16 protein-coding genes and 3 pseudogenes are annotated in these 20,229 nt (G+C 67.3%); 14 read left to right on the plus strand and 5 right to left on the minus strand.

The window, feature by feature from the left end:
• Positions 1 to 155: 155 nt before the first annotated feature.
• A complete protein-coding gene (locus tag M1203_RS23570; RefSeq protein WP_249951775.1) occupies positions 156 to 626 on the plus strand; it encodes a MarR family winged helix-turn-helix transcriptional regulator in 471 nt (156 codons plus the stop codon).
• Between the two features lie 32 nt (positions 627 to 658).
• Here M1203_RS23570 and M1203_RS23575 read toward each other — a convergent pair whose 3' ends face one another.
• Entirely contained in the window at positions 659 to 1,054 is a 396-nt protein-coding gene (locus tag M1203_RS23575; protein ID WP_249951776.1) for a nuclear transport factor 2 family protein, read from the minus strand.
• Positions 1,055 to 1,249: 195 nt separating this feature from the next.
• Between M1203_RS23575 and M1203_RS23580 the strand changes: the two genes are divergently transcribed.
• The 5 genes from M1203_RS23580 to M1203_RS23600 all read left to right on the plus strand — a co-directional run bounded on the left by M1203_RS23580 (position 1,250) and on the right by M1203_RS23600 (position 5,844).
• Positions 1,250 to 1,468 carry a hypothetical protein gene (locus M1203_RS23580; RefSeq protein WP_249951777.1) on the plus strand — a complete coding sequence of 73 codons (219 nt, stop codon included), beginning with the start codon at positions 1,250 to 1,252 and terminating at the stop codon, positions 1,466 to 1,468.
• 190 nt (positions 1,469 to 1,658) lie between these two features.
• Positions 1,659 to 2,729, plus strand: a complete 1,071-nt coding sequence (locus M1203_RS23585; RefSeq protein ID WP_249952008.1) for an LLM class flavin-dependent oxidoreductase — start codon at positions 1,659 to 1,661, stop codon at positions 2,727 to 2,729.
• Complete coding sequence (locus M1203_RS23590) at positions 2,726 to 3,394, plus strand: NADPH-dependent F420 reductase (RefSeq protein ID WP_249951778.1); 669 nt, start codon at positions 2,726 to 2,728, stop codon at positions 3,392 to 3,394. The genes M1203_RS23585 and M1203_RS23590 overlap by 4 nt, the downstream gene beginning before the upstream one ends.
• Before the next feature lie 166 nt (positions 3,395 to 3,560).
• Positions 3,561 to 4,865, plus strand: coding sequence for a glutaminase (locus M1203_RS23595; protein ID WP_249951779.1), 1,305 nt, complete (start codon positions 3,561 to 3,563; stop codon positions 4,863 to 4,865).
• Positions 4,866 to 5,001: 136 nt separating this feature from the next.
• Positions 5,002 to 5,844 carry an alpha/beta fold hydrolase gene (locus M1203_RS23600; protein WP_249951780.1) on the plus strand — a complete coding sequence of 281 codons (843 nt, stop codon included), beginning with the start codon at positions 5,002 to 5,004 and terminating at the stop codon, positions 5,842 to 5,844.
• 383 nt (positions 5,845 to 6,227) lie between these two features.
• On the opposite strand, the gene M1203_RS23605 is transcribed toward M1203_RS23600, so the two are convergent.
• Positions 6,228 to 6,896, minus strand: coding sequence for a hydrolase (locus M1203_RS23605; protein WP_249951781.1), 669 nt, complete (start codon positions 6,894 to 6,896; stop codon positions 6,228 to 6,230).
• A gap of 514 nt (positions 6,897 to 7,410) precedes the next feature.
• On the opposite strand from M1203_RS23605, the gene M1203_RS23610 reads away from it, so the two are divergent.
• Complete coding sequence (locus M1203_RS23610; RefSeq protein ID WP_249951782.1) at positions 7,411 to 8,697, plus strand: magnesium transporter MgtE N-terminal domain-containing protein; 1,287 nt, start codon at positions 7,411 to 7,413, stop codon at positions 8,695 to 8,697.
• A gap of 422 nt (positions 8,698 to 9,119) precedes the next feature.
• The gene (locus M1203_RS23615) at positions 9,120 to 10,631 is read left to right on the plus strand and encodes an NRAMP family divalent metal transporter (RefSeq protein ID WP_249951783.1); all 1,512 of its coding nucleotides are present in this window, start codon (positions 9,120 to 9,122) and stop codon (positions 10,629 to 10,631) included.
• Here the strand turns inward: M1203_RS23615 and M1203_RS23620 are convergent.
• Positions 10,596 to 11,108, minus strand: a complete 513-nt coding sequence (locus tag M1203_RS23620; protein WP_249951784.1) for a hypothetical protein — start codon at positions 11,106 to 11,108, stop codon at positions 10,596 to 10,598. The two genes, M1203_RS23615 and M1203_RS23620, sit on opposite strands and share 36 nt — an antisense overlap.
• Before the next feature lie 211 nt (positions 11,109 to 11,319).
• On the opposite strand from M1203_RS23620, the gene M1203_RS23625 reads away from it, so the two are divergent.
• From M1203_RS23625 to M1203_RS23635, 3 genes are read left to right on the plus strand one after another with little or no spacing between them, the layout of a single operon-like run.
• Entirely contained in the window at positions 11,320 to 11,865 is a 546-nt protein-coding gene (locus M1203_RS23625; RefSeq protein ID WP_374403752.1) for a 2Fe-2S iron-sulfur cluster-binding protein, read from the plus strand.
• Positions 11,862 to 12,845, plus strand: coding sequence for a xanthine dehydrogenase family protein subunit M (locus M1203_RS23630; protein WP_249951786.1), 984 nt, complete (start codon positions 11,862 to 11,864; stop codon positions 12,843 to 12,845). Before M1203_RS23625 ends, M1203_RS23630 begins: the two co-directional genes overlap by 4 nt.
• Positions 12,846 to 12,854: 9 nt before the next feature.
• Entirely contained in the window at positions 12,855 to 15,083 is a 2,229-nt protein-coding gene (locus tag M1203_RS23635) for a xanthine dehydrogenase family protein molybdopterin-binding subunit (protein WP_249951787.1), read from the plus strand.
• A 122-nt stretch (positions 15,084 to 15,205) separates the two neighbouring features.
• Here M1203_RS23635 and M1203_RS23640 read toward each other — a convergent pair.
• Positions 15,206 to 15,716, minus strand: a pseudogene (locus tag M1203_RS23640) (GNAT family N-acetyltransferase); the annotation flags it as partial.
• 427 nt (positions 15,717 to 16,143) lie between these two features.
• Between M1203_RS23640 and M1203_RS23645 the strand changes: the two are divergent.
• A complete protein-coding gene (locus M1203_RS23645) occupies positions 16,144 to 16,869 on the plus strand; it encodes a hypothetical protein (protein WP_249951788.1) in 726 nt (241 codons plus the stop codon).
• A gap of 62 nt (positions 16,870 to 16,931) precedes the next feature.
• On the opposite strand, the pseudogene M1203_RS23650 reads toward M1203_RS23645, so the two are convergent.
• Positions 16,932 to 17,356: pseudogene (locus M1203_RS23650) on the minus strand (IS5 family transposase); the annotation flags it as partial.
• Between the two features lie 177 nt (positions 17,357 to 17,533).
• Between M1203_RS23650 and mdlC the strand changes: the two are divergent.
• Both mdlC and M1203_RS23660 read left to right on the plus strand, forming a co-directional pair.
• Positions 17,534 to 19,162, plus strand: a complete 1,629-nt coding sequence (gene mdlC / locus M1203_RS23655; protein WP_249951789.1) for a benzoylformate decarboxylase — start codon at positions 17,534 to 17,536, stop codon at positions 19,160 to 19,162.
• A gap of 289 nt (positions 19,163 to 19,451) precedes the next feature.
• Positions 19,452 to 20,210 (plus strand): annotated as a pseudogene (locus M1203_RS23660) (IS630 family transposase).
• The last annotated feature ends 19 nt before the right edge of the window (positions 20,211 to 20,229 follow it).

Consider the following 20,229-nt stretch of genomic DNA (forward strand, 5'->3'; position numbering starts at 1 on the left):
GTCCGACGGGCATCGATCCCGGCGCCTTCCAGCTCGCGCACCAGGGCCGGGTGCGAACCGCAGCATCTTGGTCACGACGGACGCGGCCTCGCCGCGGGCCGCATCGCCGCCACCGCCAGTAGATGAGCTGTCAACGATTTCGTTAGACTGCCCCCATGGACGCACCACCACCGCGCTGGCTCGACCCAGAACAGAAGGCCGCGTGGGACAGCTTCATCCGAATGCAGGAGACACTCATCGGACGGCTGTCCCGACGCGTCCAGGCCGACTCCGGAATGTCAGCCTCCGACTACCTCGTGCTCGCCAGCCTCACCGAAAGAGGCAATGGGCGGATGCGCTTCCTGGATCTGGCCAAACTCGTGGAGTGGGAGAAGAGCCGGATGTCCCACCAGGTCACGCGGATGGCGAAACGCGGGCTCCTGGCCAGGGAGGAGTGCCCCGACGACGGACGCGGAGCATTCATCGTCGCCACCCCGGCCGGCTACAAGGCGATCGAAGAGGCCGCACCCCAGCACGTCGAGCACGTCCGCCGCCTGTTCATCGATGCCCTGACCCCGAACCAGCTCAGCACACTCGGCCGGATCTCCCAGCGCGTCCTGGACCACATGGAGAAGCAGCCGGACTGACCGGGCGAGATCGAGATGTCCACGTGCCGGGTCTACACCATGGTGTTGCCGTTGGCGGATTCTTCGGCAGAGACAATGTCCTGGACAACGTCCCAGTGTTCCACGATGCGTCCGTTGTCCAGCCGGAAGATGTCGACGATGGCCACGGGGTTCGGGGCCCAGCCGTGGACGATGCTGTGGGTGAAGACCAGATCGCCCTGGGCGGCGATCCGCTGCGGCTCCCAGGAGAAGCCCTCCAGGTTTGGAACGACTTTGCGCAGAGCGTCGAGCCCATTGGGCATCTGCGGGCTGTGCTGAATGTAGGGCTCGGCCCAGTATCGATCTATCGCGGTGAGGTCCTTGTCGGCGAACAACTCCCGCATCGCGGTGAGCACGATGTCGACGTTGCTTTTTGCCTGATCGTCCTGCACGGCGGTGTAGTGGGTCATGGTCAGGCCTCCTTGATCGTTCCGATGAAGTGGCAGAGCTTGCCGTCGACGGTCACGTTGGATACAACGTCCCGTTTTCACAGTCCTCCAGACAGAGGATCACATCCTCGGCAGCGAGTTGAAGCTTCAACTCACGCTCGGTGTTTACGCAAGTCTTCTGAGACATGAAACACACTCAGGCACTTAGTCCAGGCCGTGCGGGACACGCTGACCGAGTTGGCCACCACGGCGACAGACCACGGCCACGAGGATGTGAATACGCGTCTTGCCCCGGCCCTCGTCCAGGCGGCGAAGAACTTCGCAAAGCAGCGGCTCGCCAACGCCGTTGAACAACAGGGCGCGGATCTCGTGACCAACCGCCAGTCCACCGACGTGCAGCCGCGCCCTCCGCGCCACGATCTAGTTGACACGTAAACAATGGGGTGCCATAGTTTACGTGTCAACTAGATCGGCGGAGGTGGCCGCCGGCCGGCGATGACGACACGCGGGACCTGACCGGCAGGAAACTCGCGCAGGTCGCCCGGGGCTGACGTCCCGCCCGGTCGTCACGAACCAGGCACCGTCACGCCCCGACACAACGAAAGCGTTGAACGAAGTGAACACGATGGATGTTTCGCAAATCGAGTTCGGCATCGACAGCTTCGGAGACCGGCCCCGAAACGACCAGGGCATGATCGTCTCGCACGCGCAGGCGATCCGCGCCGCGGTGGCCGAAGCGGTCCTTGCCGACCAGATCGGTATCGACGTTGTTGCGTTGGGCGAGCACCACCGGCCTGAGTACGCGATCTCCAGCCCTGAGACAGTACTGGCGGGCATCGCGACAGCCACGAAGCGCATCCGGCTCGCCTCGGGCGTCACAGTGCTGTCCTCGGACGACCCGGTGCGAGTGTTCCAGCGGTTCGCCACGGTCGACGCGCTCTCCAGCGGCCGCGCCGAGGTGATCCTCGGGCGCGGTTCCTTCACCGAGTCGTTCCCCCTGTTCGGCTACGACCTCAAGGACTACGAGGTGCTGTTCGAGGAGAAGATCGACCTTTTCCATCGGCTCCTGGACGAGGGGCCGGTCACCTGGGAAGGCACCACGCGCGCCGCCCTGCACAACGCGGACGTGTACCCGAAAACCGATTCGGGACGTCTCAACACCTGGGTAGGGGTGGGCGGGACACCGCGGTCCGTGCTCCGCACCGCTCAGTATGGCTTCCGGCTCATGCTCGCCATCATCGGCGGCGCCCCTGACCGGTTCGCTCCCTACGTGGATCTGTACCGGCGTGCCAGCCAGGAGTTCGGCACTACCGCGCAGCCGATCGGGACGCATTCGCCCGGCTTCGTCGCCTCCACTGACGAAGAAGCCAAGGAGCTCTTCTACCCCGGGTACAAGGAGATCCGCGACCGGATCGGGGCTCAGCGCGGCTGGCCGCCGCTCCGCCGGGAGGAATTCGACGACGAGGTGGACCGCGGGTCGCTGTATGTCGGCTCGGTCGAGACGGTCGCGACCAAGATCGCCCATGCCATCCGGGTACTGAACGCGGGCCGGTTCGACATGATTTACTCTGCCGCCGGCACGGTTTCAGCCTCCGCGCGCCTGCGTTCGGTCGAGCTGTACGGCACCCAAGTCATCCCTCGGATCCGCGAGCTTCTGGCCGAGCGGCCCGCGGCCACGGCGGGAGCGGCGCGATGACCCACCCTGTCACCACTGTCGGGATCCTGGGAGCCGGGAAGGTCGGCACCGTCCTGGCGCGCCTGGCGGTCGCCTCCGGCTATCGAGTCCTGATCTCCGGGTCCGGTGACCCTTCCAAGATCGCGCTTACCGTCAAAATCCTCACCCCCGGAGCGACCGCCGTGTGGCCGGCCCAGGCCGCGGATGCCGCCGACGTCGTGATCCTGGCTCTCCCGCTCGGCAAACACCGCGACCTCCCAGTTCCGAAGCTGGAAGGAAAGCTGGTCCTCGACGCGATGAACCATTGGTGGGAGGTCGATGGTCCCCGCGACGCGATCCTCCCGCCCGATACCTCTTCGAGCGAAGTCGTTCAGCGGTTCCTGACGGGCGCACGTGTCGTGAAAGCCCTCAACCACATGGGTTACCACGACCTCGAAGACGGGGCTCGTCCAGTCGGCGGCCTCGGACGCAGGGCCATCGCGATCGCCGGTGACTCGCCCGAGGATCTCGCCGTCGTGTCGGCGCTGATCGACACTCTCGGATTCGACCCACTCACCATCGGCGACCTCGCCGCGGGCGTCCGGCTCGAACCCGGAACCCCCGCCTTCGGAGCCAATGTCGACGCCGACCAGCTTCGCGTGCTTACCGCCGCCCCTGCTCCGACAAGACTTTTTGAACCTTCGTAACAGAACAACAGAAGCACCTCGGCCGGACCGGAGAGATGCGGCCACGCCGTGACGCTCTCCATCGACAACGTGACGCGGTGAGGCGCCGCCGGGTGCAACCTGGTACTACGGCCGAACACAACACGGATGTCACGGCGTGAGGATTGCGATGATGCATGGAGGACGAATGCGGCCGATCATTCCCGACTATCTGGCCGAGGTACTGAGAGATGTGGAGTCGGACACGTCCGGAGAGCCGGCGGGATACATCCCTGAGCTCGCGGCAGCGGACCCCGAGCGTCTCGGCGCTGCGTTCGCCATGGTTGACGGAGAGGTCTATGGTGCCGGTGACATCGATATCGAGTTCACCATCCAATCGATCTCCAAGCCGTTCATCTATGCGTTGGCCCTGTCTGACCGCGGATTCGACCCGGTGCTCGCCAAGGTCGGTGTCGAGCCGTCCGGAGAGGCGTTCAACGAGATCTCACTCGAAAGCGATACGGGGCGCCCTCGCAATCCCATGATCAACGCTGGTGCGATCACCGTTCACTCACTGGCCGGCGCGGAGGACCTGAATCCGACAGAGCGTGTGGAACGCGTGCTCCACGGCCTCTCGGCGTTCGCCGGTCGTCCACTGAGGATGGATGAGGCGGTATGTGCGTCAGAGATGGAGCACGCGCACCGCAATCTCGCCATTGCGCACATGCTCCGGAGTCACAACGTCCTCACCGAGGACGCGAGGGCCGTCGTGGACGGCTACACCCGCCAGTGTTCCGTGCTCGTCACCACGCGAGATCTGGCCATGATGGCCGCGACGTTGGCCAACCGCGGGATAAACCCTCTCTCGGGAGAGCAGGTGGTGCCTGAACCGGTGGTGCGTCAGGTGCTGAGCGTCATGTTCAGCTGTGGAATGTATGACGCCGCCGGTGACTGGGCGACCCAGGTAGGTATTCCGGCGAAGAGCGGGGTGGCCGGGGGCCTCATCGGCGCGCTCCCCGGACAGATCGGCATTGCCACTTTCTCACCGCGACTGGATCGTCACGGGAACAGCGTTCGCGGGGTGTCACTGTTCGAACGATTCTCTTCAGACATGGGTCTGCATGTGATGGAGGTCCCCGCCGCCGCGCGTGCCGTCGTACGGTCCAACCATGTCGTCGGCAGCGGACCGGACGCGCTCCGGGTCCTGGAACTGCAAGGTGGCATCGGCTTTGCCGGAGCCGAGAGAGTTGTTCAGGAATCCATGGATATTTCGCCCTCGGAAGTCAGGGTGGCTTTGGACCTGACAAGGGTCTATTCGATCGATGACGTGGCACGGCGCGTGCTGCTGGAGGTCGCACGGAGGCTGACACTGAATGGTCACGAGGTCTACCTCGTCGACCCAGAATCGATCATGCCCGATCCCGATCCCGGCGATGGTGGCCGAGTCACACTCATCGACAACGTGGATCACGCCCTGAACGCCGCGATCTCGGGAGGAGGTCAGGGCGGTTGAACACGCATGGTGAAATCCGCTCCCCACCGCAGGCCGATGCGGAACGGCGAGACCTCTGACCCACCCCGACAACACACGGTTTCCACATACAGATATGGGCCTGCGTTCGTTTCGTCGGCCAGAAGGGAAAGAAATCATGGGTTACCTCACCGTCGGCACGGAGAACAGCACGCCCGTCGAGCTCTACTACGAGGACCAGGGTTCCGGGCAGCCGGTCGTCCTGATCCACGGCTACCCACTGAACGGGCACAGCTGGGAGCGTCAGACGCGCGAGCTGTTGGCCCAGGGCTATCGGGTCATCACCTATGACCGTCGTGGCTTCGGCGAGTCGTCGAAGGTGAACTCCGGCTACGACTACGACACCTTCGCCGCCGACCTGAACACGGTCCTTGAGACCCTCAACCTGCAAGATGTCATCCTTGTCGGTTTCTCGATGGGCACCGGGGAACTCGCCCGCTACGTAAGTCACTACGGCCATGAGCGTGTCGCGAAGCTCGCCTTCCTCGCCTCGCTCGAACCGTTTCTCGTCGCCCGCGACGACAACCCCGACGGGGTGCCGCAGGAGATCTTCGACGGCATCGCCGCGACCGCAAAGGCGGATCGGTACGCCTGGTACAAGCAGTTCTACGCGGACTTCTACAACCTCGACGAGAACCTCGGCACACGTATCAGCGAGGAGGCTGTGACCGGCAGCTGGAACGTCGCGATCCGCAGCGCTCCGGTGGCTGCGTATGCCGTGGTACCGGCATGGATCGAGGATTTCCGTGCCGACGTCGAGGCGGTCCGCGCGAGCGGCAAGCCCGCACTGATCCTGCACGGTACGAAGGACAACATCCTCCCGATCGACGCCACTGCGCGCCGCTTCCACAAGGCGCTCCCCGAGGCCGACTACATCGAGGTCGAAGGAGCGCCGCACGGCCTGCTCTGGACCCACGCCGACGAGGTCAACACAGCGCTGCGCGACTTTCTCTCGAAGTGACGGTGGATGACCGGCTGTTCCCCTGACGGCTTCTCATGACGCGGAACCGCGTCATCGCTGCCGACGAGAGGCGTATTCGGATGAGATCCTCCTCTCCGCCTGGGAGTATGTGTCGGACAAACCGCGTGGCGTGCAGACGGTGCTCCCCGCGATCGGTCCAAGGCTCCGTCACCCCCTGTGGGAACGCCTCATCGCACGGTGCCGCGTCCATCGCAGGTCAGGGGAACGCCCCGGGCCGCCGAACGGGCCGCCGGAATCTCCGGCGGCCCGATCTCCAAAGGCTGCGACTGACTTCCGTCACTCAGCGGTGAGAGCTTCCGCGTAAGGAACCGGTCAACGACAGGCAGTACCCGATACGGACCAGTGCCGGGGTGGCGGCGATGTCAGGCCTCGCTTTCGGTGGGCGTGGCGGTGGGCGTGGCCAGGAGTTGCATCTCCCAGGCGAAGGCCACACCGCTGGCACCGCCGTGCTGCGCCTGGACCTCGGCGGCGCCCTGCACGGTCTTCTCGCGGGCCCAGTCGCGCTGCCACTCGCCCAGCACGGCCATCCAGGTGATCGGGACCACGCCCGCCTGGATCATCCGCTGCACCGCCATGTCGTGGGCCTCCTTCGAGACACCGCCCGACGCGTCGGTGACGACGAAGACCTCGAAGCCCTCGCCCGCCGCCTGTATCGCCGGCATGGCCACACAGATCTCTGTCCAGAGGCCGGCGATGATCAGCTTCTTGCGTCCTGTCGCCTTGACGGCATCCACGACACGTTCGTCCTGCCAGGTGTTGATGAACGTCCTGTTGATCGGCTTCTGCTCCGGGAACACGTCTTGCAGACCCTGGACAAGAAGGCCACCGCGCTCCTCCAGAACGGTTGTCAGAATGGTCGGAACGTCAAACACCTTGGCGGCTTTGGCGAGCCCGACGACGTTGTTGATGACCATCGTCGGTTCATGGCTGTGCAGATTGGCGACCTGGAACGGCTGATGGTCGATGAGGGCGAGCACGCTCTCCTCGGGCGTCAGCAGCGCGCCGAGTCCGGCCTTGTTCTCAGTACTCACGGGATTCCCCTTCCGGAACTTCGCGTCCTCGGGTCTCCGGCAGTGCACCGACACCTCGATGCCCCGCAGCAAGGCGTGTGCGGGCCGGCCGGGCCGGCGACCCCCAACCATTTGGTTGACGCGTCATCTACATTAGATGTCGGTTATTGACGCGTCAACTAGCGTCAGTCTTGGGTGTGGAGGCGAGCTGGTCAGGCATGGCCATCGGCGTCCGTGAAGCGCAACTCTGGACCTGCCGAGCGCGGATGTAGCTCCTGGTGGGGCGCTCGCACTGCGGGGCCGGACGTCTGCACCAGCTCGTCGCAGACATGCCAAGCCCGCCGCGAGGGTGAGGACACCACCAGCCCGCGGGCCACCGTCGCCGTCGGCGGCGACGCCGCCTCGACGCCGCCTCCGCGTCCGCGTCCGAAGCGAACCATCCGGCCTCCGTCACCTTGCTGAGGCCAACGTGCGGAGAGGGCTGGATGGCCGCGTCTTCGATTGCGGTTCCCGCCGCTGTGCCTACGTTGGGCCTGTGGGTCGCGACTTGTATCTGGCGGAGCTGCTACGTCGGCCGCTGTTGGGCAAAGGCGGTGAGACGGTGGGCCGTCTCTCCGATGTCATCGTGCGTTTGCGGGGCCGGAATTACCCACTGGTCACGGGTCTTGTGGCGCGGCTGGGCGGGCGGGATGTCTTCCTTCCCGGGGAGCAGGTGGCGAACTGGAGTGCCGAAGGGATCACACTGACCAGCCGGAGGGTGAACCTGGGCGGCTTCGAGCGGCGTGAGGGGGAAGTGCTGCTGCGCGCGGATGTTCTGGGCCATCGGGTGATCGATGTGCCGGCGGCCGAGTTCGTCCGGGCCTACGACCTCGTTCTGGAGCGGACGTCCGAGGGCCTGGTGGTCACCGGTCTGAACACACGTCGGCCGCAGCGACTCGCGCGTCTGTTCGGAGGCGGCGACGGCGAGCACGACCGAAGGGACTGGAGGGACTGGAAGTCTTTCGAGCCACTCATCGGTCACGCGCGTTCCGCCCGGGTCAGAAGTGTGTTCGGGCGACTGGGCCGGCTCAAACCTGCGGACATCGCCGATCTTCTCGAAGAGGCCAGCCGTACCGAGTCCCACGAGATCCTTCAGACGGTCCACAGCGACCCGGAACTCGAAGCCGATGTGTTCGAGGAACTGGAGCCGGATTCGCAGATCCGGCTGCTCCGTGAGCGGTCCGACGCCGAGATCGCGCAGGTGATCGCCCGGATGCGGGCCGACGACGCCACGGACGCTGTGAACGAGTTGCCGCAGGCCCGGCGGCAGCCCGTACTCGACGCGCTGCCGGCCAGACAGCGCGTCAAAGTGCTGACACTGATGGGCTTCAATCCCTCCAGCGCCGGGGGGCTGATGGCCCTGGACGTACTCACCGCGGCGCCGGGCGTCACGGCCGCCGAGGCGCTGCGGGAGGCGGGCGGATCACGTGCCCTTCAGCCCGAGGTGCTGACCAGCGTGTATCTGATCGGCGAGGGAGATCGGCTGACGGGGGCGGTCACACTGGTGGATCTCCTGCAAGCGGATGCGGCAGCACCGCTTGAACAACTGGCGGACGCCGACCCGGTGCGCGTCGTACCGGACACCGACATCGAGGACGTCGCCCTCCTGATGACGGACTACAACCTGCTGACCGTTCCGGTCGTCGATGACGAGGATCGGATCCTGGGCGTGATCACCGTCGATGATGTACTGGAAGTGATCATTCCGCCGGACTGGCGCCGGCGTGGCCACGCACCGCGTCCGCCGGGCCGCCCCGAGCGCGAGACTCCCGCTTCCCCGTGAGCGAGGACGAAGCGCCCGGAGGTGACGATCACCGTCCGGAGCCGCCCCCGACATCGAAGCCTCCCCCCTCCCCTCAGCCCCCTCCGTCACCGAAGCCTCCTCCGTTTCCGGAGCTCCCCGACCATGCCGGTCCGCTCGACGGCGCTCATCCGGTGCGGCCGGGACCCGCCGCCCCGGCCGCACCGGAGCCCCCGTCCGCAAGCCCCGCAGAGACGTCCGCGAGCCCCACAGGGAGACGAGAAGAACCCCACCCTCCGGAGAAACCGGGGCAGCCCGATGTCCCGGAGCGATCCCGTACGCCGGTGCCGCCCGCCGCCGAGGTGAGACCGCCCGGCGCGGTACGGGGCCCGGCCCCTCAGGACGAGATCCGCGGTGCTCTCGGCCGCGTCCCGAACACAGCCGGTGAGGGCGGCCGTCCCGGTGTGAGAACGCGCCTGCTGACGCTGCTGGCGATTGTCGGGCCCGGGCTCATCGTCATGATCGGTGACAACGACGCGGGCGGCGTGTCCACGTATGCCCAGGCCGGCCAGAACTACGGATACTCGCTGCTGTGGGTGCTGCTCCTGCTCATTCCCGTTCTGGTGGTGAACCAGGAGATGGTGGTACGGCTGGGCGCGGTCACCGGCGTGGGCCACGCGCGGCTGATCATGGAACGGTTCGGCCGGTTCTGGGGCTGGTTCAGCGCCGGTGATCTCTTCCTGCTGAACTTTCTGACGATCGTGACCGAGTTCATCGGTGTCTCACTGGCCGCCGGTTACCTGGGCCTGTCGCGGTATGTCGCCGTGCCAGCCGCCGCCGTCATCCTGATCGCGGTGGTGGCCAGCGGTTCCTTCCGCCGCTGGGAACGGGCGATGTTCGTCTTCATGGCGCTGAGTCTGCTGATCGTCCCGCTGACGTTGCTGTCCGAGCCCCGGTGGGGACAGGCCGCGCACGACTTCGTCGTCCCCAGCGTCGAGGGGGGTGTGAGCAGCAACTCCGTACTGCTGATCATCGCGATCGTCGGTACCACGGTCGCTCCCTGGCAGCTGTTCTTCCAGCAGTCCAATGTGATCGACAAACGCATCACCCCCCGCTTCATCGGTTACGAACGCGCCGACACCGCCATCGGCGCCCTCGTGGTCGTGGCGGGGGCAGCGGCTTTGATGATGGTCGCCGACTTCGCCGTCCGGGGTACCGGCGCACAGGGCCACTTCACCGACGCCGCCGGAGTCGCGCACGCACTGGGCCGGCACGATCACGCCTTGGGCGTGATGTTCGCCGTCATCCTCCTGGACGCCAGCATCATCGGCGCGGCGGCGGTCACCCTGGCCACCAGCTACGCCTTCGGAGACGTCTTCAATCTCCGCCACTCCCTGCACCGCGGCTTCCGCGAGGCCAAGCAGTTCTACACCTCCTACAGCCTGCTGGTCCTGGTCGCCGCCGCCATCGTGCTCATCCCCGGAGCGCCGCTGGGGCTCATCACGGAAGCCGTGCAGGCGCTGGCGGGGCTGCTTCTGCCCTCGGCGAGCGTGTTCCTTCTGCTGCTGTGCAACGATTCCGAGGTCCTGGGTCCCTGGGTCAACCCTCGGTGGCTGAACGCACTCGCCACCGTCATCATCGCCGTACTGCTCCTGCTGTCCGGCACTCTGATGGCCACTACACTCTTCCCGGCCCTGGACGTCGCCCGCCTCGTCACCTGGCTCGCGATCGCGCTGGTCATCGGTCTGGCCACCGCGGCAGCGACCATGTTCACCACGCGGCGCCGCTCGCCCGCGCCCCGGGCCCCGGTCATGACGCACGCCGACAAACTCGCCTGGCGCATGCCACCCGTCACCCTGCTCAAACCCGTGCGATGGTCACCGGGCACGAGGCTGGGGATGACGGTGCTGCGCGGCTACCTGATCCTCAGCGTCCTGCTCCTACTTTTCAAGGCGGTCCGCCTCGGCGGCGCCTGAAGAGGTCCGCGGCCTCCTGTCCACGGCCGCGACCAGGACCTCGGCGACATCAAGAGGGAGGTCCAGACTGCGGACGATCCATTCCGCGTCATGGCCATGGCTCGCCAGGACCCAGGCGGCGTACACACGGTTCATACAGGCCGTGTCGCAATGTCCCAGCCGCTCACTCACCTCGGCGAACGGAAAACCTGCCAGAGCCTCGGTGGTAAGCGGCACATCCTTCTCCAGGCCGCCCCACTCCGGCCGAGAACGGTGCCGCATCATGTACCAGTGGCCGCACACCCAGCCAATGCCGATCACGAGCACCACGGCCAGCAGACCGGTAACAGCCACCCCCACCAGCGGCCGGTCGGACGCGGGCCCCACGGTCACAGCGATTTCCGCCAGTACGGCCAGCACCAGCACCACCAAAATGGCGATGCCCTCCCGATGCCGACCGAGCCGTGAAACACCCATATGGCTTTCCTCCTCCGCCACTCCTTCCACTCTCCCGCACCTCGTGTCCCGTGTCCCGTGTCCCCTGTCCCAGGGGCCCGGCAGCCCGGCGTCCGCCTTCGACGCGCGGAGCGACGGCTTTCGCGAGACGGTGGGAAGGAGGAGCGCGCCTGAAGGTGGCGACGCATTACCAGCTGGAACCCGCAGCTAGCGGGGAAGGCGGGCCGCGATGAGCGATTCGGATACGGGCGCCATGGGGCGGAGCCAGGGCGAGACGGCCGGACTCCTGGCGATCAGGCTGAACGTCAACGATCAGGTGCGGCGGCTTGAGGTCGATCCGCGGACCTCGCTGCTCGACGCGCTGCGCGAACACCTGCGCCTGAGCGGCACCAAGAAAGGGTGTGATCACGGGCAGTGCGGCGCCTGCACCGTGCTGATCAACGGCCGGCGCGTGAATTCCTGCCTGACGCTCGCCGTGATGCACGAGGGCGACCAGATCGTCACGATCGAGGGCCTGGGCGCCCCCGATGATCCGCACCCCATGCAACGCGCCTTCGTCGAGCACGACGGCTTCCAGTGCGGCTACTGCACACCAGGCCAGATCTGCTCGGCCGTCGGCATGCTCACCGAGGTGGAGGCTGGTTCTCCCAGCCACGCCACCGCTGACGTGAGCGCGCCGCACATCGCGTTGACCGACGAGGAGATCCGCGAGCGGATGAGCGGCAACATCTGCCGGTGCGCCGCCTATCCGAATATCGTCGCGGCCATCCGCGGCACCGCGGAAAGGAGCCCTGAATGAGGCCCTTCACCTACGAACGAGCGACGGACGCGCGAGCCGCCGTTGCCGCGGTGTCCAGAGACGGCGCGAAGTTCATCAGCGGCGGCACCAATCTCCTCGACCTGATGAAGCTCGACATCGAGAAGCCCAGCCATCTGGTCGACATCAGCCGGCTCCCGCTGCGGGACATCGGGGAACTCCCGGACGGCGGACTGCGCATCGGCGCCCAGGCGGCGAATTCCGAGGTGGCCGCCGACACACACGTACGCACCCGCTATCCGGTGCTGTCGGAGGCGCTGGTGTCCGGCGCATCGGGTCAGTTGCGCAACAAGGCGTCCACCGGCGGAAACCTGCTGCAGCGCACTCGCTGCCCGTACTTCTACGACACGGCCGCCGGCTGCAACAAGCGTGATCCCGGATCCGGTTGCTCGGCGATCGGCGGATTCAACCGGATACACGCGATCCTCGGAGCCGACGCTTCCTGCATCGCCACCCACCCCTCGGACATGGCCGTCGCGTTGACCGCACTGGATGCGGAGATCGAGCTGCTCGGCGTCGATCAGAAGGTGCGCCGCGTGGCTATCGCCGACTTCTACCGGCTGCCGGGCGACACACCGCACATCGAGAACGTGCTGAGGCCGGGCGAGATGATCACGGGTGTCCTCCTGCCCCCGCCCCCGCCGGGCCGGCAGCGATATCGCAAGGTACGCGACCGGGCGTCGTACGAGTTCGCGCTGGTCTCCGTGGCAGCTGTCGTCTCGACCGAGCAGGGAACGATCAGTGAGGCGAGGGTGGCATTCGGCGGTGTCGCGCACAAGCCGTGGCGGTCCTCCGAGGCGGAGGACGCGGTGATCGGCCGTCCGGCCACGATGGCCACCTATCGCGCCGCCGCCGAGGTGGCCATGCGCGACGCGGTCGGGCAGGGGGACAACGACTTCAAGATCGATCTGGCCAAGCGCACGCTGTGCCGCACGCTGGCCCAAGTGGCCGGGGCGAGCTGAGGAGGCGAGATGATCGGGCAAGCTGTGGACCGCGTCGACGGCCCGTTGAAGGCCACCGGCCAGGCCGCCTACGCCTACGAGCACTGGGAGGCCGGCCAACCGCTCTACGGTTTCATCGTCGGCGCGACGATCGGCAAAGGCCGTATCACCGGGATCGATACCGAGAGCGTAGCGAGCGCATCCGGTGTGCGTCTGGTGATGACCCATCTCAACGCCCCGGCGCAAGGCCCCCGGGACGAGTCCGTCACCTTCGAATACTGGCGCGCCCAGCCGGTGCTGACCGGCCCGGACATCCACCACTACGGCGAGCCCGTGGCGCTCGTCGTCGCCGAGACCCTTGAGCAGGCCCGAGCCGCGGCCGGCCTCGTCAAGGTTGAATACAGCGTTGGGCGGGGGCGCTTCGACTTCGCCGAGTACGAGGACCAGGTGTACATCCCGAAGGTGGTCAACGCCGGCCTCCCCACCGACACCGAGGTGGGCGACTTCGCCGCCGGGTTCGACAGCGCCGAGGTCAAGGTCGACCAGCACTACTCGACGCCGTACGAGTTCTCGCTGCCGATAGAACCGAACGCGTGCCTGGCGGAACCGCGCGGCGAGGACCTGGTCGTCCATGTCAGCTGCCAGATCGTCGATGCCGCGCAGGCTTCGGTCGCCGGCACGCTTCGGATGGCCCCGGAGCGGGTCCACGTCGTCGCCCCCTTCGTCGGCGGAGGATTCGGTTCCAAGCTGGGCATCCACTCCGAAACGATCCTGGCGGCGCTCGCCGCCCGCACGCTGCGCCGACCGGTCAAGGTCGCGATGACCCGCCAGCAGGTCTTCCAGCTCGTCGGCATGCGCCCCATATCGAGCCAGCGGGTCCGGCTGGGCGCGGAGCGCGACGGACGGCTGACGGCGATCGCCCACGACGTCAGCATGCACACCAACCCCGATGTCGAGTACGCCGAGCAGACCGCCGCCACCACCCGCAGCCTCTATGCCGCGCCCCACCGGCTGACCAGTCACCGGCTCGCGGCGCTCGACCTGCCGCGCGGGACGGACGTCCGCGCGCCGGGCGAGGCGCCGGGCTTGCTGGCGGTCGAGTCGGCGATGGACGAGCTGGCCGATGCGCTCGGGATGGACCCGGTCGAGCTGCGGATCCGCAACGAGCCCACGGTCGATCCCGAGCGGAACGTGCCGTACAGCGACCGGCACCTGGTCGAGTGCCTGCGCGAGGGCGCGCGCAGGTTCGGGTGGGAAAACCGCCCGGCCACCCCCGCGAGTGTGCGCGAGGGACGGTGGCTGGTCGGCTACGGCATGTCGGCCGCCATCCGGGGGCATTTCCAGGGGCCGACGACGGTACGGGTGCGGCTGGAGGCGGACGGCACCGCTGTCGTCCACACCGACATGACCGACATCGGCACGGGCACCTACACCATCCTGACCCAGGTCGCGGCGGACGGACTCGGGCTCCCTCTCGAACGAGTACGGATCGAGCTCGGACGTTCCGATCTGCCCTCCAGCTGGGGGTCGGGAGGCTCGTGGGGCGCCACCAACTCGTGCACCGCGGCATATCGGGCATGCGCGGCTCTGCGCGAGAAGGTGCTGGAAGCGGCCTGCGGCGACCCCCGCTCCCCGCTGCACGGTCTGGACCCGGCGGACGCCGTGTTCTCCGACGGCGGCGTGGACATCGGTGACGCGTCCGAGACGCTGAGCGGGATCGTCGCGCGCAGCTGTCCCGAAGGTGTGGAGGCGCAGGGGCAGGTCCGCTTCATGGGCGACGACCCGAACTACACCGACTACTCGATCAACACCTACGGGGCCCATTTCGCCGAAGTGGGAGTCGACGCCGACACCGCGGAGATCCGTCTGCGGCGGATGCTGAGCGTGTTCTCGGTGGGCCGCGTGTTCAACCCGAAGACGACCCGCTCGCAGCTGATCGGCGGCATGATCTGGGGAGTCGGCGCGGCCCTCGAAGAGGAGGCCGTCGTCGACCCGCGATCTGGCGCCTTCGTCAACCGGGATTTCGCGGGGTACCTGGTGCCGGTCCACGCCGACATCCCCGACATCGACGCGGTCGTCCTCGACGGGTACGACGACAAGGCCAACCCCCTGGGCGCGAAGGGCGTCGGTGAGGTGGGCATCTGCGGGGCGGGTGCGTCGGTCGCGAACGCGGTGTTCAACGCCACCGGGGTGCGCGTGCGCGACTTCCCCATCACCATCGAGAAGGTGCTGCCCGGTCTGCCACTGCTGGAGGCCTGAGTCCGTGCGGGACGGAGCCCAGCTCCTCCGCTGATTACATGCACATCCGCTGACAGTGGGACAGGCCCCGGCGGCCCGCCCGCTTCGGTACAACGCGGGCACGCGAAGCGGGAAGTGGTGCAGAAAGGCGCTTCCTCCCACGGGTGTGACATCCCGACTTCGCGGTAGCCCCACTTTCCGTACGCCGACTGGGCGGCCTTCGCTTCAGGCTCGGGCCGGACGGTGAGCGTGACACGCTCGACGCCCAGGCCGTCGAGGAGTAGGCCGTGCAAGGTTGGCGGCGACACCAAGACGCCGCCACGCTTTCCGTACAGCGAGTTCGAGGATGACCCAGGTGCGCGCCCCGTCCTCCCGAGTGAAGTCCTCGGGAAGCTCTTCCTGGACGTTGGCCCACCACCGGCTGTCGGCCGGGAGCAGGTATCCGTACGTGAAGCCGGCGACTTGGTCGCCGTCCCGCGCGAGGACCAGGCGCATCCCGTCCCGCTGGGCATGGACCTGGTAGTGCTCGATGAACTCGGCGATGTCGCTTGGGCCCTCGCCGTACGGCGGCTCGGCGTACACCTCCTCGTACGCTTCGAGGAAGGTGTCGAGCTTTCCTGCGGCTTCCTTGCCCTCGAACCGTTCGTAGGTCAACTCCGACGGCGTCACGCCGCTCCTTTCGCCTGAACGTACTCGGTCAGCTCCTCGACGGCTTGACGTGCTGTGCCGGCGCCACAGTGGCGAAGCAGGTCCGTCACCCCTCGGAGTTTCCTCGTGACGCGGCCGGACTCGACTTCCTCCAGATGCTCCAGACTCCCCACGGTGCCACGGAGGACCGGTACTCAGACATCTTCGGACAGGACGCGCGGTCCAGCTGAGTCACGACATTCCGGCGAGCGGCGCCCTGCTGGACAAGGTCGTCAACACGATCTGATTGCTGCGGCCGTGCAGACGACTTGGTCATCGGCCTGTGCTGGCGCTGCGACCAAGTTCTGTCCGACGGGTCGCTCAGGGGTGTCATCAGAATTGACCCGCAAACGCGCACTCGCCCCTGGCCACCTGGGCAAGGTTCAATGCTGCAGTGGGCGCCTGGGCACATATGTATGACTGCTGGTTTGAGGTCGATCCTGTTCCGAAGCTCTTGGAGCAGGTCGAGCACGATGACGATCAAGAGGCATGGAAGGAGCTGGGATGGCGGCTCGTTCTTGAGCATGATCTGGTGTCCCCGGCCAGTTTCGCTGCCCTGCCGCGCCTGGTGCGCCTCGCGCCGCGCAGCGCGGAGGCGCGCGCACTGGCAGGGGAGATTCTCGAGCGCGCGGCAGGGCACCATGGCTGCGACGATCTCCTGACGGATTGTGCCGACGCCATCGCGGAGTTCCGCGAAGTGCTGGACCGGCACCTGCGGTCGCGGCCGGCTGACTTCCTCGTGTCCTTGCGTGCCCTACTCGCGGTCGAGGAGGAGTACCACTGGGCCGCGGTCCTTGGTGACTTCGAGGATGACTTCTATCCCTTGACATGTCCGCACTGTGGCGTAGAGGTCAGGATCGCCATCGGCAACTACGGGCGGTACTCCGCGACCCAGGATTGGAACCTGGGTGATGTGGAACGAAGGGACCTGCGGCCGACGCCCGCCGAGGAGCTGACCGGAACTGGCAGGTGGATGTTCGAGATGGCCGTCCACGCAGGTCAGGAGGTATTGGCCGACGGAATTGCCCATCTATTCGGACGTGCGGAATGCCCGCTCTGCGCCAGTGTCTTCAACGTTGCGGACGAGTACACCTCCACCAATCGCCCCATCATGCGGTAGGCCGCGACGAAACCAACAGCGACCTGGCTGTGCCTCACGCACGAAGCCAGAGCCGGACCGCGCTGCGGGGCACCGCCCCGGTGGTCGGCAGTGATGACGAAAGCGAGAGGGCGACGTCCGCCCTCGCCCGCCAGATGGATTCTGCAGGTCAGCCCGCCCCTCGAACGGCCCAGGGTCTCGTCGGCCCGGTGCCGGACGGGCTTGCTCCCACTGCCGAAAACTTTTGGCGGTCGAGAGTGTGCACCTGCCGCGTGCTGATGAGCTCGGCATGAGGTGGAGTCCACTCTGACCATGCTCCAGTCGATCTGGCCCGCAGCGTCAGCGTCGGCGCGGACGGCTCTCAGGGTCCTCTCCCACATACCCGTCCGCTGACCACCTGCGATGATGGTCATGAACCGTCTTCCACCTCCCGAAACGGGACGGCAGAACCCGCCACGGCAGGCTAGCGCTGCCAGAACAAGATCCCGTTGATCACACGACGGTGGCAGTGCCGCCACTGCCGCTCACCTGGGTCCCCGCCGTGATACGCGGTGCGCGGGGGACATCACACGCCGCACACTCGCTTCAACGAGCCGCGCGAGAAGCGGCCGATCAGCGGATTTTCAGGTGGCGTTCGCCTCTCGCGTTGCTCACGCTGGTGCCGGGATCACGAGAGAGGTCTTTCATGGCTCCTGCGAGTGCCCGCGCCGACGGGCCGAGCGTGGCCGAGGCGGTCTTCGCGGTACTGCGCGCCTTCGATGTCACACGGGTGTTCGGCAATCCGGGCTCCACCGAGATGCATATGTACCTGCACTGGCCCGACGATCTGGAGTACATCCTGGCGCTCCAGGAGGGCAGCGTGGTGGCGATGGCCGACGGCCTGGCGCAGCGCACAGGGCGGGCCGGGGTCGCGGTCGTGCATTCAGCGGCCGGTGTGGGCAACGCGCTGTCCAGTGTGATCGCCGCGTGGCGGAACCAGAGCCCGCTGGTGCTGATGGCCGGACAGCAGACCCGGGCCATGCTGCCGACCGAGCCGTACCTGTCCGCGCTTGATGCGGACCAGTTTCCCCGCCCGTATGTGAAGTGGGCTGTCCAGCCCGCCCGTGCCGCCGATGTCCCCGGTGCCGTCGCCCGTGCCCTGTTGACCGCGCTCACCCCGCCGTGCGGGCCGGTGTTCATCTCCGTCCCCGAGGACGACTGGTCCGAGCCGGCCACGCCGGTGCCGCCCCACACGGTCGTCCCGGCGCTGGGCGCCGACCCCGCCGCCATCACCCGCTTCGCCAGCCTCCTCGCCGGCGCCCGGCATCCGGTCCTGGTTCTGGGCCCCGCGGTGGACGGCGATGGCGCCGCCCTCGACGCGGTACGGCTGGCCGAGCGCCTCGGCGCCGCCGTCTACGGTGCCCCTTGGAGCTCTCGGGCCAGCTTCCCCGAACGTCATCCCCTCTTTCAGGGCTACCTCACCGCGACCCGCGAGGAAGTGGTCCAGCGTCTCGACGGGCACGACGTCGTCCTCGTCATCGGCGCCCAGGTTTTCACCTACCACGTCCACACCGAGGGCCGCTTCCTGCCCGCCGGCGCCCAGTGCCTGCACCTGACCGACAATCCCGTGCACGCGTTTTCCGCCCCGGTCGGCGAAAGCCTGATCTGCTCCGCCCGCATCGGAATCCAGGCCCTCCTCGACCAGCTGCCCGACCAACTTGCCCAGCGCACACCTCTCAGCGCGCCGCCGCGCCCCGAGCCCGCCCCTCTGGCCACACCGCTTGAGGCGTCCGCAGTCCTGCACCTGCTGCGCGAGCTGGTGCCGGACGCCAGCCCGGTGTTCGAGGAGGCCCCCTCCTACCGGCAGGAGATCCGCGCCCACTTCCCGATGGAAGCCGGCCAGTTCCACAACGCGTTCAGCGGGGGCCTGGGCTGGGCTCTGCCCGCCGCCGTAGGCGCCGCTCTGTCCGACCCCGACCGTCGCACGCTGTGTCTCATCGGCGACGGCTCCCTCATGTACTCCGTCCAGGCCTTGTGGACCGCCGCCCGCCACCGGCTGCCCCTCACCGTCGTCGTCCTCAACAACAGCGAGTACGGCGCGATGAAGGAGTTCACCACCCTCTTCGGCATTGACGCCTTCCCGCCGCCGATCCAGTCCGCCCTCGACCTGCCCGCCCTCGACCTGGTGGCCCTCGCCACCAGCCTCGGCGCCACCGCGACCCGCGCCGACGACCCGCACCGCCTGGCCGACACCCTCACCGCTGCTCTCGCCGCCCCCGGCCCCACTCTCGTCGACGTCCCCGTACAGGCACTGCGCGGCACCGGCCCTCTGTGACCCCTTCCGATAGCCATGGCGGTTCCTGGCCGCTAGGGCCGGGCCGGCAGCGGACACTGCTGAGACTCCCGTGGAACCGGGTGCGAGAACGTGGATCGTCTGTACTGCCGCACCCGGGACCACCTGGTTGGCGTGGTTGATCACCTTCGGGGCGCTCCAGCGGAGCTTCGTACCGTAGGCGGGTGCGGCGGAGACGATGTGTCAAGTGCTGTGCCCTCATAGGTTCGCCGGGTTGGTAGTTGTGGCGGTTGGATGGGCGGTGGCGTCCGATCCGACCGCTGGAGGCGCGGTGGCCGAGCCTGTCCGTGTGCGCGGACTGACCGACCAGGAGGGGCAGAAGCTGCAGCAGATCGTGCGCCGGAGCTGCACCAGCACGGTGCGATACCGGCGCACGATGATGCTGCTGGCCCTCGCTGGTCGTTGCGCAAGCTCGTCGCCTACCTGCGCAAAGTCCACGGCCGGATGATCCTCATCGGCCGCGAGACGTTACGCTGCCTGCTCACCCGCCGTGGCATTACATTCCAGCGCACCAAGGCCTGGAAAGAATCCCCGGGCCCGACCGCGAGGCGAAGCTGGACCGGATCGAGGAAGTCCTCCACCGCTTCCCCGACCGGGTCTTCGCTTTCGACGAGTTCAGCCCGCTCGGGATCAGACCCACCGCGGGCTCGGGCTGGGCCGCACTCAAACGCCCGACCGGCTGCCCGCTGCTCACCACCGCACCCACGGCGTGCACTCCTTCCACGGCCGCTACTCGGTCGGCGACGACCGCTTGTGGGGCGTCAACCGCCGCAGAAAGGGAGCCGTGAACACGCCGGCCGCGCTGAGGTCGATCCGCGCCGCCCGACCCGACAGCGCCCCGATCTACGTCATCCTGGACAACCTGTCCGCCCACAAAGGCGCCGACATCCGACAAAGGGCGAAGAAGCACAACGTCGAGCTGTGTTTCACCCCGACTTATGCCTCGTGGGCGAACCCCGTCGAGGCGCACTTCGGGCCGCTGCGGCGGTTAAGCATCGCCAACTCGAACTACCCCAACCACACGGTTTAGGGTCTCCGCTGGGTCCGGG

Source organism: Streptomyces sp. 35G-GA-8 (assembly GCF_023534745.1).
In the GTDB taxonomy this organism is placed as follows: domain Bacteria; phylum Actinomycetota; class Actinomycetes; order Streptomycetales; family Streptomycetaceae; genus Streptomyces.